Below are 15,000 nucleotides of genomic sequence, written 5' to 3' on the forward strand. Positions count from 1 at the left end.
TAGGCGAGGAGAGAATCCTAAGGTGTGCGAGAGAACTCTGGTTAAGGAACTCGGCAAAATGACCCCGTAACTTCGGGAGAAGGGGTGCTTTCTTAACGGAAAGCCGCAGTGAATAGGCCCAAGCGACTGTTTAGCAAAAACACAGCTCTCTGCGAAGCCGTAAGGCGAAGTATAGGGGGTGACACCTGCCCGGTGCTGGAAGGTTAAGGAGAGGGGTTAGCGTAAGCGAAGCTCTGAACTGAAGCCCCAGTAAACGGCGGCCGTAACTATAACGGTCCTAAGGTAGCGAAATTCCTTGTCGGGTAAGTTCCGACCCGCACGAAAGGTGTAACGATTTGGGCACTGTCTCAACCAGAGACTCGGTGAAATTATAGTACCTGTGAAGATGCAGGTTACCCGCGACAGGACGGAAAGACCCCGTGGAGCTTTACTGTAGCCTGATATTGAATTTTGGTACAGTTTGTACAGGATAGGCGGGAGCCATTGAAACCGGAGCGCTAGCTTCGGTGGAGGCGCTGGTGGGATACCGCCCTGACTGTATTGAAATTCTAACCTACGGGTCTTATCGACCCGGGAGACAGTGTCAGGTGGGCAGTTTGACTGGGGCGGTCGCCTCCTAAAGTGTAACGGAGGCGCCCAAAGGTTCCCTCAGAATGGTTGGAAATCATTCGTAGAGTGCAAAGGCATAAGGGAGCTTGACTGCGAGACCTACAAGTCGAGCAGGGACGAAAGTCGGGCTTAGTGATCCGGTGGTTCCGCATGGAAGGGCCATCGCTCAACGGATAAAAGCTACCCCGGGGATAACAGGCTTATCTCCCCCAAGAGTCCACATCGACGGGGAGGTTTGGCACCTCGATGTCGGCTCATCGCATCCTGGGGCTGTAGTCGGTCCCAAGGGTTGGGCTGTTCGCCCATTAAAGCGGTACGCGAGCTGGGTTCAGAACGTCGTGAGACAGTTCGGTCCCTATCCGTCGTGGGCGTAGGAAATTTGAGAGGAGCTGTCCTTAGTACGAGAGGACCGGGATGGACGCACCGCTGGTGTACCAGTTGTTCTGCCAAGGGCATAGCTGGGTAGCTATGTGCGGAAGGGATAAGTGCTGAAAGCATCTAAGCATGAAGCCCCCCTCAAGATGAGATTTCCCATAGCGTAAGCTAGTAAGATCCCTGAAAGATGATCAGGTTGATAGGTTCGAGGTGGAAGCATGGTGACATGTGGAGCTGACGAATACTAATAGATCGAGGACTTAACCATATAATATGTAGCAAATGTTATCTAGTTTTGAAGGAATATGCCTTCATAGTTTGGTGATGATGGCAGAGAGGTCACACCCGTTCCCATACCGAACACGGAAGTTAAGCTCTCTAGCGCCGATGGTAGTTGGGACCTTGTCCCTGTGAGAGTAGGACGTCGCCAAGCAACTAAAAACACAAGTCATTTGACTTGTGTTTTTTTATTTCCCATGAAATAGATTTGGTTCCATTAATAAAAAATTTGAAATATAGTAAGGGATTTTTTGAGCAGAAATACTTAGAAATTGATAAATAAATGGATAATCTTCAGAACCATAACTTCCAAGTAAGTCATACCACCAATCTGTTTCATATCTAGAAATCATGCTTAAATTATAGAGCAATAAATAATGAATGAGGAGTTCAGGTAATATTGGCTTAGGATTTCTAGGGTCAGTCGTAAGTGGCAAATAATAAGTATTAGTAAGATGTTCATAGTATAAAGGAGTACTGTACATAGGATTCCATGATTGAATAGGCGCTGTAAAAAGTAAATTCGATTCATTAGTCTTCTCAGGTACGTGTTGTATTGATAAATGCTTACAAGATGTTTCAATGTAACGAGAAAATCTCTCTTTAGTCATATGTAATCGATCTAGTAGGTTGACTGAAAAGGAGAGCTCATTTTTAATTGTTGAATCAATTTTATATAAAGTTGATCCTTTTTGACTATAACGAAATAAATTTTGTAATTCTGGAATATTTCCCATTAGTTCTAACATGTTAAATTTTTCTGCTTCTAAGTGTTTCATGTGAAACAGTTGTTCTGCAACATGAGTAAACAATCCGTTTTTTTGTACCTTCACCTCATCTTCTAAAAATTGATACCCTTGTTTTTTTCGTTTGCGAGTTGTAACGCCATGAGCTAAAACAGTAGTGGATTCAGGATAGTTAGGGTCAATAGTTAGTAGGCATGCTTTAAACAGTTGACTAATTCCATAAAATAACAACATTGGTTGAATGGAAAATGGAGCTGTCTTATATAATTCATAATAATTTTTCCCGTGTTCTAAGTAATAAATAAAGGGATAACAATTTTCAAAACTTTTTTTTTCTGCATCCTGAATAGAGGATTTTTCATAACAACGGGCAAGATAACGTTGTACGTTTTGAGATGAAAAAAAGAAACTTAACTGCTGCCAAGTACAAGATGTTTGATGCATATATTACGCTCCTTTTATTGTCTAAAAATTCTAACATATATATACGTCCTTGACAGTATTTTAACCAATTGATAAGCTACTAATAATAATTTCTGGTATCATAGGGGGAACAATTATGTGGGAATCTAAATTTGTTAAAGAAGGTTTGACTTTTGATGATGTATTACTTGTACCAGCTAGGTCAGATATATTACCAAGAGAAGTAAGTGTTAAAACAGTTTTATCTGAAAGCTTACAGCTAAACATCCCGTTAATTAGTGCAGGAATGGATACAGTAACAGAAGCTGACATGGCTATTGCAATGGCTCGCCAAGGTGGTTTAGGAATTATTCATAAGAATATGTCTATTGAGCAACAAGCAGAGCAAGTTGATAAAGTAAAGCGCTCTGAAAGCGGCGTTATTTCAGATCCTTTCTTCTTAACTCCAGAACATCAAGTATATGATGCAGAACATCTTATGGGAAAATATCGTATCTCAGGTGTACCGGTTGTAAATAATTTAGATGAGCGAAAATTAGTTGGTATTATTACAAACCGTGATATGCGCTTCATCCAAGACTACTCAATCAAAATTTCTGACGTAATGACAAAAGAACAATTAATTACAGCTCCAGTTGGTACTACACTGGAAGAAGCTGAAAAGATCCTACAAAAGTATAAAATTGAAAAACTCCCTCTTGTTGATAATAACGGTGTATTACAAGGGCTTATTACAATAAAAGATATTGAAAAAGTAATTGAATTCCCAAACTCTGCTAAGGATAAGCAAGGACGCTTATTAGTTGGAGCAGCAGTTGGTGTAACAGCGGATGCTATGCTTCGCATCGATGCATTAGTAAAAGCTAGTGTAGATGCAATTGTACTTGATACAGCACATGGACATTCTAAAGGTGTTATTGATAAGGTAAAAGAAGTTCGTGCTAAATACCCATCACTAAATATTATCGCTGGAAATGTTGCTACTGCTGAAGCAACGAAAGCATTAATTGAAGCTGGTGCAAACGTAGTTAAAGTTGGTATTGGACCAGGTTCTATTTGTACAACACGCGTTGTAGCCGGTGTTGGTGTACCACAATTAACTGCAGTTTATGATTGTGCAACAGAAGCTCGTAAACACGGTATTCCAGTTATTGCTGATGGTGGTATTAAGTACTCTGGTGATATGGTGAAAGCTTTAGCGGCAGGAGCACATGTTGTTATGCTAGGTAGCATGTTTGCAGGTGTTGCAGAAAGCCCTGGAGAAACTGAAATTTACCAAGGTCGTCAATTTAAAGTGTATCGTGGTATGGGTTCTGTCGGTGCGATGGAAAAAGGAAGTAAAGATCGTTACTTCCAAGAAGGTAATAAAAAGCTTGTCCCAGAAGGTATTGAAGGACGAGTGCCATATAAAGGACCTTTAGCAGATACAGTTCACCAATTAGTTGGTGGCTTACGTGCAGGTATGGGATATTGCGGAGCACAGGATTTAGAATTCTTACGCGAAAATGCACAATTCATTCGTATGTCAGGTGCTGGCTTACGTGAAAGTCATCCTCATCACGTACAAATTACAAAAGAGGCTCCAAACTACTCATTATAATGTCTTATATACAAATAGACAGAGATTTGATATCTCTGTCTATTTTTTTTTGATTATGTTAGAATAACGGTTATGTGAGTACATAGATATTGGGGGTAGCAAAAGTGAAAGGTATGTTTTGCAAAAGATTCATTGCTTTGGTAACAGTGCTTACACTAGCTTGTAGCATTTTTATGCCATATAGCAATGCATCAGCTGAAACAGGAGCCGCTTTAAACATTGAAGCAGGTGCGGCAATTTTAGTAGAAGCGAATTCTGGGAAAATTTTATATCAAAAGAATGCAGATGAATTATTATCCATTGCTAGTATGACAAAGATGATGAGTGAATATTTAGTTCACGAAGCAGTGGATAAAGGAAAACTTAAGTGGGACCAGAAAATTAAGGTTTCTGAATATGCATATAAGGTTTCACAAGATGCTTCATTATCAAATGTTGCATTAGAAAATGGTGGCTCTTATACAGTAAAAGAGTTATACGAAGCAATGGCAATCTTTTCTGCAAATGGTGCAACAATTGCATTAGCAGAAGCAATTGCAGGTAAAGAAGTAGACTTCGTAAAAATGATGAATGACAAATCGAAAGAACTAGGGTTAAAAAATTATAAATTTGTCAATTCTACAGGTTTAACGAATAAAGATTTAAAGGGAATGCATCCTGAAGGAACAACAGCGGATGAAGAAAATAAAATGTCTGCAAAGGATGTTGCAACTTTAGCACAACATTTAATTAAAGATTATCCAAAAGTGTTAGATACAGCAAAAATCCCTAAAAAAGAATTCCGTCCAGAAAAAGAGAAGTTTGGAATGTCGAACTGGAACTGGATGTTAAAGGGCTTAGTTAAAGAATATGATGGCGTAGATGGCCTAAAAACAGGCTCAACTCCAGAAGCAGGAGATTGCTTCACTGGTACGGTTGAAAGAAACGGAATGCGTTTTATTTCTGTAGTTATTAAAACAAGTTCTCATACAGCACGTTTTGATGAAACAAAGAAGTTATATGATTATGGATTTGCTAACTTTGAAGTGAAACAAATGTATAAAAAAGGTTCTTCAGTAAAAGGACAAGAAACAGTAAGAGTAGAAAATGCGAAAGATAAAGATGTAGCAGTTCAAACGAAACAAGCTATTTCACTTCCAGTGCCAAAAGGAAGTAAAGATGTTTATAAAACAGAATTAAAAGAATCAAGTAAGGGACAAGAAGCACCTATTAAAAAGGGAGCTGCGCTTGGTCAAATGGTAATTACGCCAAAAGATACAAACGACCCTGGATTTTTAACTGGTAAGTCACTGCAAGTGGATCTTGTAACGACATCTGAAGTAGAAGAAGCAAACTGGTTTACTCGTGCTATGCGCGGAATTGGTTCATTCTTTAGTGGTATGTGGAATAGTGCTGTTGATACAGTAAAAGGTTGGTTTTAAAAGCTCCTCACGATAGGAGCTTTTTTTTATTCCTATTTTTCATACCGACTTTATGAAAAAGTAGTAGACAAGCATCTGATAGTTAGTGGTAGAATGTAAGAGTATTCTTAATTTTCGCCTTTAACGGGGGAAAGCAATTCACCTAGGGGGGTTTTTGTACATGACAAATGTAACAGGGACAGAACGTGTAAAACGTGGAATGGCAGAAATGCAAAAAGGCGGCGTTATTATGGACGTAGTTAACGCTGAACAAGCAAAAATTGCAGAAGAGGCAGGCGCAGTTGCCGTTATGGCATTAGAGCGTGTACCAGCAGATATTCGTGCAGCAGGTGGCGTTTCTCGTATGGCAGACCCAACAATTGTTGAAGAAGTTATGGGTGCGGTGTCAATTCCGGTTATGGCAAAATGCCGTATCGGTCACCTTGTAGAAGCACGTGTATTAGAATCATTAGGGGTAGACTATATCGATGAGAGTGAAGTATTAACTCCTGCTGATGAAGTATACCATTTAAATAAACGTGATTACACAGTTCCATTTGTATGTGGTTGCCGTGATATCGGAGAAGCTGCACGTCGTATTGCAGAAGGTGCATCTATGCTTCGTACAAAAGGTGAACCAGGAACAGGAAACATTGTAGAGGCAGTGCGTCATATGCGCCAAGTCAATGCAGAAATCCGTCAAGTTGCGAGTCTACGTGAAGATGAGTTAATGACATATGCAAAAAATACTGGCGCTCCTTACGAAGTATTACTTGAAATTAAACGTCTTGGTCGCTTACCAGTTGTAAACTTTGCGGCAGGTGGTGTAGCAACACCAGCAGATGCAGCATTAATGATGCAACTTGGTGCTGATGGGGTATTTGTTGGATCTGGTATCTTCAAATCAGAAAACCCAGAGAAATTTGCACGTGCAATCGTTGAAGCAACGACTCATTATGAAGATTACGAACTAATTGCAAGCCTTTCTAAAGGATTAGGTAATGCAATGAAGGGTGTCGAAATTTCAACGTTATTACCAGAACAACGCATGCAAGAGCGTGGATGGTAATTAAAGGAGAACTTTAAAATGGTGAAAATCGGTGTACTAGGTCTTCAAGGTGCAGTTCGTGAGCATGTAAAATCAGTTGAAGCAAGTGGTGCAGAAGCTGTTGTTGTAAAGCGTATAGAGCAACTTGAAGAGATTGATGGTCTTATTTTACCGGGCGGTGAAAGTACAACAATGCGCCGTCTTATTGATAAGTATGCTTTCATGGAACCACTTCGTACATTTGCAAAGTCTGGTAAACCAATGTTTGGTACATGTGCAGGGATGATTCTTCTTGCGAAAACACTTATTGGCTATGAAGAAGCACATATTGGTGCTATGGATATTACAGTTGAGCGCAATGCGTTCGGACGCCAAAAGGATAGTTTTGAGGCTGCGCTTTCAATTGAAGGCGTGGGTGAAGACTTCGTTGGTGTATTTATCCGTGCGCCGTATGTTGTAGAAGTAGCTGATAATGTTGAAGTGCTTTCTAAGCATGGTGACCGAATGGTAGCGGTAAGACAAGATCAGTTTTTAGCTGCTTCATTCCATCCGGAATTAACAGATGATCATCGTGTGACAGCATACTTTGTTGAAATGGTAAAAGAAGCGAAAATGAAAAAAGTTGTATAAGTAACTTGCAACTTGTATAAGATTATAGTAAATTGATGGTAACAATTTTATAAAATAAGCGTGTTGATAGGAAATAGTAACAAATGTCGTTTCTTATAGAGAGTCGATGGTTGGTGGAAATCGATAGAAACAGTTTGTGAATCCATCCTGGAATGGAATGTGGAATATCTTTTGGATTAGTAAGCATTCCCGGTGAAGAGCCGTTATTTCTACTTGAGAGGAAAGCGGTAATGCTTTCAACTAGGGTGGCAACGCGGGTTAACTCCCGTCCCTTTATATAGGGACGGGAGTTTTTTGTGTTTTATAAAATAAAAGGAGGAGTATATAATGCTTGATATTAAATTTTTACGTACAAACTTTGAAGAAGTAAAAGCGAAATTACAGCATAGAGGCGAAGATTTAACTGATTTCGGACGTTTTGAAGAACTTGATACGAGAAGAAGAGAACTACTTGTTCAGACAGAAGAATTAAAAAGTAAACGTAACGAAGTATCTCAACAAATTTCTGTATTAAAGCGCGAAAAGAAAGATGCAGAAGCTCTAATTTTAGAAATGCGTGAAGTTGGAGAAAAAGTAAAGGATCTTGATAACGAACTTCGTACAGTTGAAGAAGACTTAGAAAGATTAATGTTATCTATTCCAAATATCCCTCATGAATCTGCTCCAGTTGGTGAAACAGAGGATGATAATGTAGTAGCACGTACTTGGGGAGAAGTGAAAGAATTTACTTATGAGCCAAAACCACATTGGGATCTTGCTACTGATTTAGGAATTTTAGATTTTGAACGCGCTGGGAAAGTAACAGGAAGCCGCTTCGTATTTTACAAAGGTGCTGGTGCAAGATTAGAGCGTGCTTTAATTAGCTTTATGCTTGATCTTCATACTGATGAGCATGGATATGAAGAAGTATTACCTCCATATATGGTAAACCGTGCAAGTATGACAGGAACAGGACAACTTCCAAAGTTTGAAGAAGATGCATTCCGTATTGAAAGTGAAGATTACTTCTTAATTCCAACAGCTGAAGTACCTGTAACGAATATGCATCGTGATGAGATTTTAAATAAAGAGCAATTGCCTATAAGATATGCTGCATTTAGCTCTTGCTTCCGTTCTGAAGCAGGTTCAGCTGGGCGTGATACACGTGGTTTAATTCGCCAGCATCAGTTCAATAAAGTAGAGCTTGTGAAGTTCGTAAAACCAGAAGATTCTTATGAAGAGTTAGAAAAGTTAACAAATGATGCAGAACGCGTGTTACAATTATTAGAGTTGCCATATCGCGTTATGAGCATGTGCACAGGCGATTTAGGATTTACAGCAGCGAAGAAATACGATATTGAAGTATGGATTCCAAGCTATGGCACATATCGTGAAATTTCTTCTTGTAGTAATTTTGAAGCTTTCCAAGCGAGACGTGCAAATATCCGTTTCCGCCGTGAACCAAATGGAAAACCAGAACATGTTCATACATTAAATGGATCTGGTCTTGCAATTGGACGTACGGTTGCAGCTATTTTAGAGAACTACCAACAAGAAGATGGTACAATTATAATTCCAGAAGTTCTTCGCCCTTATATGGGAGGAAAAACAGTTATTAAGTAAATTTAAACATTCATCGGTATGAGTGATTGGTAATTATGAGCGTTGTCAGTACTGTAATGTAGGAAGGGGAAAGTAAAATTTTCCTTTCCTCATAATTTATTTTAGTAGGGTTGACTAACTGTTTTTCTTTTGATATTATATTTGATGTCAATATGGAGGTATACCCAAGTCTGGCTGAAGGGATCGGTCTTGAAAACCGACAGGCGGCGAGAGTCGCGCGGGGGTTCGAATCCCTCTACCTCCTCCAGATATAATTGACAACAGCGCATATAAGTGGAGATTGGAGAACTCGTTACCAACACGTAACGAGTTTTTATTTTAAAACCAATCATAAAGTATGGTGTAAGGTAATTTTGTCCTTATTACACACTCATATTCCGATGATTATCTTCATAGATATGAAAGGAGTCAACATGGATCTTATTATACAAACGTTTCCTTTAGATGGAAAAACTTTATATTATGTACAATGTCCTGTCTGTAAGAACAATAGAATTTTAAACAGTGGTGCAAACGTATCACGCATTATTAGTGATGATACATTCCGTAAACTTTGTGGTTGTACTTGTGATGTAAAACCAGCTACGAGTAAAGTAGAGGCGCCAAAACAAGTTAAAAAAGCAGCTGTAAAGAAAGAAGCAGCTCCAAAACGTACAGGTAAAGTATTAACGGCAGTAATTAACGGGAAAGAAATGACTGTTAAAGAGATTGCTGAAGCATACGATATTAGTACAAGTACTGTTCGTCAGCGCATTAACGCAGGAAAACCTGAGAGTGAAATTATTGCTCCAACAAAGAAGAAGTAATTTAATAGGAAAACCCGTGCATATGCACGGGTTTTTTATTTTACAAGTTTACGTGTTTGTTTTAAAAAATGGCCAATTTTTTTTATGATTGGTTCGATTGAATCACCATCTTTTAAAATATCGTACTCATTAATATTTAAGCGTAATACAGGGCATGAATTAAAGTTGTTAATCCAGTTTTCATAACGTCCATGCATTTCTTTCCAGTACTCAATTGGTGTTTGCTGTTCCATTGGGCGCCCGCGTTCTTGAATACGATCGACAATATCATCGAAAGAACCTTCTAAGTAAATTAATAAGTCTGGATGAGGGAAGTAAGGAGTCATGACCATAGCGTCAAATAAACCTTTGTATGTTTCATAATCAGTTTCCGTCATTGTTCCTTTTTCATGATGCATCTTTGCGAAAATTCCAGTGTCTTCGTAAATGGAACGATCTTGAACAAAACCGCCACCATATTCAAAAATTCTTTTTTGTTCTTTAAATCGTTCTGCTAAAAAGTACACTTGTAGGTGGAAGCTCCAGCGAGTGAAGTCCGCATAGAACTTGTCCAAATATGGATTGGAATCTACTTTTTCAAATGATGTGCGATAACCTAAAGCATTAGCTAATGCAGTTGTCATAGTTGATTTACCCACACCTACTGTTCCGGCGATAGTGATTACTGCGTCATTGGGTATATCATATTTTTGCCTTAAATTCATTATTATTTCGACTCCTTTAAGAGAGTATTTTGAAGGGCAGATAGGATAACGTTTAAATCATCAGGATTTTTTACAAAATCCATATCGTCGCCATTAAATTTCAATACTGGTATTTCCGGATGATCTTTTTTAAAAGCATCCATTGCTGTTTCATAATCTTTTGTGAGCTGTAGTAAGTAATTTGGATCCATGTTTTTTTCAAATTCTCTTCCGCGCATGGCGATTCGTTTTTGCAATGTTTCTAGGCTAGCTGTTAAATAAACAATGACATTTGGCACAGGCATATCTTGTGTAAGGATATGATAAATTTGCATGTATTTGTCATATTGAGAGTCTTTTAATGTGCGGGATGCAAAAATTAAATTTTTAAAGATATGGTAATCCGCTACTACTGGTTTCCTTTGATTCAAGTACTTTATGTTAATGTCTTCTAATTGTTTGTATCTATTACAAAGAAAGAACATCTCTGTTTGAAAACTCCATTCGTCGATGTCTTCATAGAACTTTCCTAAAAAGGGATTTTCATCAACAATCTCTTTTAGTAAGTGGAGTTGCATGTGAGTTGAAATTTCCTTCGCAAGTGAAGTTTTTCCAACACCAATTGGTCCTTCAACCGTGATAAATGGTACTCCGGTCACGCTGTTTCCTCCTTTCAATCAGTGATTTACCGTGACTACTAAAAACACAAAACAGAATTATTGTAGCACAAGAGGGAAGCGAGCGGGTTAATTTGATATAAAAAGTTAGAAAATAGATATATGTATTAATTAAATTTTATTTTGGTTGATGATGTTATATTTGCTTTCAATGTAGTTTCCATTATTTTTAAAGCATGTATATTATCTTGGTCGTTGTTAGAGGCGATACAATCCTGTGGTACATACAATTTATAATTTCTCATATGAGCATCATTAGCTGTGAATAGGATACATATATTTCCGGCAACCCCTGTTAATATTAGATTTTCTATTTTTAAATAACCTAGTAATGAATTTAAAGGTGTTTCATAAAAAGCGGAATAATGTGGTTTAATAAAAATGTACTCATCAAAACTTGGAGCAATCTTATGGATTATATTTTCGCTATATTCATTTGTGCAATGAGTAATAAGTTGGTCGATATCAGATCTCCAAAGTTGATAATGGTCATTAACGTAAATTATAGGATAGCCGAAGGATTTCATTTTTTTCTTTAATTGTAAAATAGGGTTTGTTATAGTTTCGCATTTTTTAGCTAGAATGGGTCCGTGGGAAAATTGAAAGTCATTAATCATATCGATAATGAGCAAGGCGGTATTTTTCATATGTAATCCCCTCTCTTTTTTCTTTTAGGGTGGATTGAATTTGTAAAAGTTATCCCCTGTGTAGTAAATGGAAATAAGTGTACTTTATTTGTAATGAAAGGACTATGTTATGGAACAAAATCAAGATATTTATTTTATGCAATTAGCGATAGAAGAAGCTAAAAAGGCAGAGGAAATACAGGAAGTACCAATTGGAGCAGTTATAGTGTTAGATGGTGAGGTAATTAGTGTTGCCCATAATTTAAGGGAAACTGAGCAAAGATCAATAGCTCATGCTGAGTTGCTAGCGATAGATGATGCATGTAAAAAATTAGGGACATGGCGTTTAGAAGATGCAACATTGTATGTAACATTAGAACCTTGTCCAATGTGTGCGGGTGGAATTGTTTTATCACGAGTGAAGCGAGTTGTATATGGTGCAAGTGACCCGAAGGGCGGATGTGCAGGGACATTGATGAATCTTTTAACGGATGAACGCTTCAATCATCAATGTGAAGTAGTATCTGGGGTACTAGAGGAAGAATGCGGTACGTTGTTAACAAACTTTTTTAGAGAGCTTCGTAAAAAAAGAAAAGCAATAAAAAAATTAGAGAAGAATACTGGGAACTAACGTATTTGCATTTTCTAAAGAAACAAGTTATACTGATAATGCCTTTAATGAAGGCAACCGAATATTGGTTTTAACTTTGCCGTGCTAAGCGGGGAGGTAGCGGTGCCCTATACTCGCAATCCGCTCTAGCGAGGCCGAATCCCCTCTCGAGGTTATGTTGCTGTAAGGTCTGCCTTAAGTAAGTGGTGTTGACGTTTGGGTCCTGCGCAACGGGACCCCGTGAACCTTGTCAGGTCCGGAAGGAAGCAGCAATAAGCGGGTCTTCTCGTGTGCCGCAGGAGTGCCTGAACCGAGCTAACTGCTTGAGTAACGCTTATGGTACGTAATCGACGGAGGGTGCACGGCAGTTATATATGTATACAAAACTCACCTTAATACAAAGGTGAGTTTTTTGTATAGAAAATAACTTTTGGAATCTATAAACAGAATGGGTTATAATAAATGAGATAATAACCTTTGAGGGAGGCCGTATTTTCGTGTCATACCAAGCGTTATACCGAACATGGAGACCGCAAAAGTTCGAAGATGTAGTCGGTCAAAAGCACGTGACAAAAACGTTGCAAAATGCCCTTCTTCAAGAGAAAGTTTCACATGCTTATTTATTTTCTGGCCCGAGGGGAACAGGAAAAACGACAATTGCAAAAGTATTTGCAAAAGCAATTAACTGTGAACATGCTCCGGTAGCTGAACCTTGTAATGAATGTCCTTCTTGTTTAGGAATCACACAAGGATCCATTTCAGATGTATTAGAAATTGATGCGGCTTCAAATAACGGTGTAGATGAAATTCGAGATATTAGAGATAAAGTAAAATACGCTCCAAGTGCTGTAGAATATAAAGTATACATTATTGATGAAGTTCACATGCTTTCTATGGGTGCATTCAATGCGCTTTTAAAAACCTTAGAAGAGCCGCCAGGACATGTTATCTTTATTTTGGCGACAACAGAACCTCATAAGATCCCACCTACAATCATTTCACGTTGTCAGCGCTTTGAATTCCGAAAAATATCAGTGAATGATATTGTTGAGAGATTATCAACGGTCGTGACAAATGAAGGTACGCAAGTGGAAGGTGAAGCATTACAAATTGTTGCGCGTGCTGCCGAAGGTGGTATGCGTGACGCGCTTAGTCTTATTGATCAGGCTATATCTTATAGTGATGAGATTGTTACGACAGAAGATGTATTGGCCGTAACAGGATCTGTTTCTCAGCAATACTTAGGCAATTTAGTAGAGTGCATACGTGAAAATGATGTATCAAGAGCATTGCAAATCATAGATGAAATGATGAGTAAAGGGAAGGATCCAGTTCGTTTTATGGAGGATTTCATTTACTATTATCGTGATATGCTTTTATATCAAACTTCACCACAACTAGAACATATGTTGGAACGAGTAATTGTAGATGATCAATTCCGTAAGTTGAGTGAAGAAATGCAACCGGAAGTGATCTATGAGATTATTCATACCCTTAGTAAGGGACAACAGGAAATGAAGTGGACAAATCATCCGCGTATTTTCTTAGAAGTTGTTATGGTGCAATTGTGTCAACAGTTTATGATGCAAGCAAATGGTACAGATCGTTTGCAAGCAATTATGAACAGGATGCAGCAACTGGAGAAAGAGTTAGAGCAAGTCAAAAAGAACGGTGTGCCAGCTGGTGTACAACAGGAAGTAAGAGAGACACGTGCAACACCAAAACCGGTACGAACAGGAAGTATGAAAATTCCTGTCGGACGTGTAAATGAAGTATTAAAACAAGCGAAGCGTCAAGATTTAGAACAATTAAAAGCTGTATGGGGTGAGTTGTTAGGAAGACTCAAATCATATAACAAAGTAGCGTTTGCCGTTTTACTTGAAAATAGTGAACCAGTGGCAGCTTCAGATGACACTTACGTTTTAGCATTTCAATATGAGATTCACTGTAAGATGGCGAGCGAAAATCGAGAAGCTATGGATACAGTAGAACAAGCTTTATTTGAATTGCTAAGTAAAAGGTTAAATATGATTGCCATTCCAAAAAGTGAATGGGGTAAAATCCGTGAAGACTTTTTACAACGTGAAGGTGGAGAGTCTGAAGAAAGCCCGGAGAAAAAGGAAGACCCTCTTATAGAAGAGGCAGTGAAGTTAGTAGGGCAAGAACTCATTGAAATAAAAGAGTAATAATAATTAGGAGGAATTAATTATGATGCGTGGCGGAATGGGAAATATGAATAACATGATGAAACAAATGCAAAAGATGCAAAAGGACATGGCGAAAGCACAAGAAGAGCTTGGTGAAAAAACAGTTGAAGGTACAGCTGGCGGCGGAATGATTACAGTTATTGCAAATGGTCACAAGCAAATTCTTGAAGTGAAGATTAAAGAGGAAGTTGTAGATCCAGAAGATATCGAAATGTTACAAGACTTAGTATTAGCTGCAACAAATGATGCACTTAAAAAGGCTGATGAGCTTTCAAACTCTACAATGGGTAAATTTACAAAAGGCTTAAACTTACCAGGTGGAATGTTCTAGGAGGATATTGATACATGCATTATCCAGAACCAATATCAAAACTAATCGATAGTTTTATGAAGTTGCCAGGTATCGGACCGAAAACAGCGGTTCGATTGGCATTTTTCGTATTAGATATGAAAGAAGATGATGTGTTAGGTTTCGCGAAAGCACTTGTAAATGCGAAGCGAGATTTAGCGTACTGTTCTGTATGCGGACATATTACTGATCGTGATCCTTGTTATATTTGTAATGATTCACATCGAGATCAATCAGTTGTTTGTGTCGTGCAAGAACCGAAAGATGTAATCGCGATGGAAAAAATGAAAGAGTATCAAGGTGTATATCATGTGTTACGTGGTGCGATTT

General features: G+C 38.4%; 14 protein-coding genes, 1 tRNA gene, 2 rRNA genes, 1 other RNA gene and 1 other annotated feature (2 of these 19 running past the window's edge). Of the genes, 14 read left to right on the forward strand and 4 right to left on the reverse strand.

The annotated features are described in order from the left end of the window. Positions 1-1,252, forward strand: a 23S ribosomal RNA gene (locus ACX9TM_RS00050) (it extends 1,670 nt beyond the left edge of the window). Positions 1,253-1,301: 49 nt separating this feature from the next. Further along, positions 1,302-1,417, forward strand: a 5S ribosomal RNA gene (gene rrf, locus ACX9TM_RS00055). Between the two features lie 34 nt (positions 1,418-1,451). Here rrf and ACX9TM_RS00060 read toward each other — a convergent pair. Next, positions 1,452-2,453, reverse strand: a complete 1,002-nt coding sequence (locus ACX9TM_RS00060; RefSeq protein ID WP_000554287.1) for a YaaC family protein — start codon at positions 2,451-2,453, stop codon at positions 1,452-1,454. 115 nt (positions 2,454-2,568) lie between these two features. On the opposite strand from ACX9TM_RS00060, the gene guaB reads away from it, so the two are divergent. From guaB to ACX9TM_RS00095, 7 genes are all read left to right on the forward strand, one after another. Next, a complete protein-coding gene (gene guaB, locus ACX9TM_RS00065) occupies positions 2,569-4,032 on the forward strand; it encodes an IMP dehydrogenase (protein ID WP_000264088.1) in 1,464 nt (487 codons plus the stop codon). 113 nt (positions 4,033-4,145) lie between these two features. Then, positions 4,146-5,453: a D-alanyl-D-alanine carboxypeptidase DacA gene (dacA, locus tag ACX9TM_RS00070; RefSeq protein WP_124749816.1), complete on the forward strand. Its 1,308-nt coding sequence runs from the start codon at positions 4,146-4,148 to the stop codon at positions 5,451-5,453. Between the two features lie 160 nt (positions 5,454-5,613). After that, entirely contained in the window at positions 5,614-6,501 is an 888-nt protein-coding gene (pdxS, locus tag ACX9TM_RS00075; RefSeq protein WP_000186165.1) for a pyridoxal 5'-phosphate synthase lyase subunit PdxS, read from the forward strand. Positions 6,502-6,519: 18 nt separating this feature from the next. Next, positions 6,520-7,110, forward strand: a complete 591-nt coding sequence (pdxT, locus tag ACX9TM_RS00080; protein ID WP_000238785.1) for a pyridoxal 5'-phosphate synthase glutaminase subunit PdxT — start codon at positions 6,520-6,522, stop codon at positions 7,108-7,110. 54 nt (positions 7,111-7,164) lie between these two features. Then, positions 7,165-7,386 (forward strand) — a binding site (T-box leader). 51 nt (positions 7,387-7,437) lie between these two features. Further along, positions 7,438-8,712, forward strand: coding sequence for a serine--tRNA ligase (gene serS, locus ACX9TM_RS00085; protein WP_000884187.1), 1,275 nt, complete (start codon positions 7,438-7,440; stop codon positions 8,710-8,712). A 154-nt stretch (positions 8,713-8,866) separates the two neighbouring features. After that, positions 8,867-8,959 (forward strand) — tRNA-Ser (locus ACX9TM_RS00090). A gap of 166 nt (positions 8,960-9,125) precedes the next feature. Beyond that, positions 9,126-9,518, forward strand: coding sequence for a sigma factor-like helix-turn-helix DNA-binding protein (locus ACX9TM_RS00095; RefSeq protein WP_000364193.1), 393 nt, complete (start codon positions 9,126-9,128; stop codon positions 9,516-9,518). Between the two features lie 35 nt (positions 9,519-9,553). On the opposite strand, the gene ACX9TM_RS00100 is transcribed toward ACX9TM_RS00095, so the two are convergent. The 3 genes from ACX9TM_RS00100 to ACX9TM_RS00110 all read right to left on the reverse strand — a co-directional run bounded on the left by ACX9TM_RS00100 (position 9,554) and on the right by ACX9TM_RS00110 (position 11,525). Next, complete coding sequence (locus ACX9TM_RS00100; protein WP_001053585.1) at positions 9,554-10,222, reverse strand: deoxynucleoside kinase; 669 nt, start codon at positions 10,220-10,222, stop codon at positions 9,554-9,556. Positions 10,223-10,224: 2 nt separating this feature from the next. Continuing rightward, entirely contained in the window at positions 10,225-10,860 is a 636-nt protein-coding gene (locus ACX9TM_RS00105) for a deoxynucleoside kinase (protein WP_064531893.1), read from the reverse strand. Positions 10,861-10,985: 125 nt separating this feature from the next. Next, a complete protein-coding gene (locus ACX9TM_RS00110; protein ID WP_000798724.1) occupies positions 10,986-11,525 on the reverse strand; it encodes a cysteine hydrolase family protein in 540 nt (179 codons plus the stop codon). A 109-nt stretch (positions 11,526-11,634) separates the two neighbouring features. Here ACX9TM_RS00110 and tadA point away from each other — a divergent pair, with 109 nt between their 5' ends. From tadA to recR, 5 genes are all read left to right on the forward strand, one after another. Next, positions 11,635-12,135, forward strand: coding sequence for a tRNA adenosine(34) deaminase TadA (gene tadA / locus ACX9TM_RS00115; protein ID WP_050279532.1), 501 nt, complete (start codon positions 11,635-11,637; stop codon positions 12,133-12,135). 79 nt (positions 12,136-12,214) lie between these two features. Next, positions 12,215-12,479: signal recognition particle sRNA large type (gene ffs, locus ACX9TM_RS00120), an RNA gene on the forward strand. Positions 12,480-12,611: 132 nt separating this feature from the next. Then, positions 12,612-14,300, forward strand: coding sequence for a DNA polymerase III subunit gamma/tau (gene dnaX, locus ACX9TM_RS00125; protein ID WP_000121587.1), 1,689 nt, complete (start codon positions 12,612-12,614; stop codon positions 14,298-14,300). 25 nt (positions 14,301-14,325) lie between these two features. Continuing rightward, a complete protein-coding gene (locus ACX9TM_RS00130; protein WP_014894853.1) occupies positions 14,326-14,652 on the forward strand; it encodes a YbaB/EbfC family nucleoid-associated protein in 327 nt (108 codons plus the stop codon). A gap of 14 nt (positions 14,653-14,666) precedes the next feature. Then, positions 14,667-15,000, forward strand: partial view of a recombination protein RecR gene (recR, locus tag ACX9TM_RS00135; RefSeq protein ID WP_000559169.1) — the 5' portion only. It continues 263 nt past the right edge of the window; only the first 334 of its 597 coding nucleotides appear in the window; it begins with the start codon at positions 14,667-14,669; its stop codon lies off the right edge, out of view.

The organism is Bacillus sp. LH1 (assembly GCF_057924895.1).

Excerpts from the sequence above, each read along its gene's own strand:
- ACX9TM_RS00060 (WP_000554287.1), bottom strand. The coding sequence starts at position 2,453 with ATGCATCAAACATCTTGTACTTGGCAGCAGTTAAGTTTCTTTTTTTCA.
- guaB (WP_000264088.1), top strand. The coding sequence starts at position 2,569 with ATGTGGGAATCTAAATTTGTTAAAGAAGGTTTGACTTTTGATGATGTA.
- dacA (WP_124749816.1), top strand. The coding sequence starts at position 4,146 with ATGTTTTGCAAAAGATTCATTGCTTTGGTAACAGTGCTTACACTAGCT.
- pdxS (WP_000186165.1), top strand. The coding sequence starts at position 5,614 with ATGACAAATGTAACAGGGACAGAACGTGTAAAACGTGGAATGGCAGAA.
- pdxT (WP_000238785.1), top strand. The coding sequence starts at position 6,520 with ATGGTGAAAATCGGTGTACTAGGTCTTCAAGGTGCAGTTCGTGAGCAT.
- serS (WP_000884187.1), top strand. The coding sequence starts at position 7,438 with ATGCTTGATATTAAATTTTTACGTACAAACTTTGAAGAAGTAAAAGCG.
- ACX9TM_RS00095 (WP_000364193.1), top strand. The coding sequence starts at position 9,126 with ATGGATCTTATTATACAAACGTTTCCTTTAGATGGAAAAACTTTATAT.
- ACX9TM_RS00100 (WP_001053585.1), bottom strand. The coding sequence starts at position 10,222 with ATGAATTTAAGGCAAAAATATGATATACCCAATGACGCAGTAATCACT.
- ACX9TM_RS00110 (WP_000798724.1), bottom strand. The coding sequence starts at position 11,525 with ATGAAAAATACCGCCTTGCTCATTATCGATATGATTAATGACTTTCAA.
- tadA (WP_050279532.1), top strand. The coding sequence starts at position 11,635 with ATGGAACAAAATCAAGATATTTATTTTATGCAATTAGCGATAGAAGAA.
- ACX9TM_RS00130 (WP_014894853.1), top strand. The coding sequence starts at position 14,326 with ATGCGTGGCGGAATGGGAAATATGAATAACATGATGAAACAAATGCAA.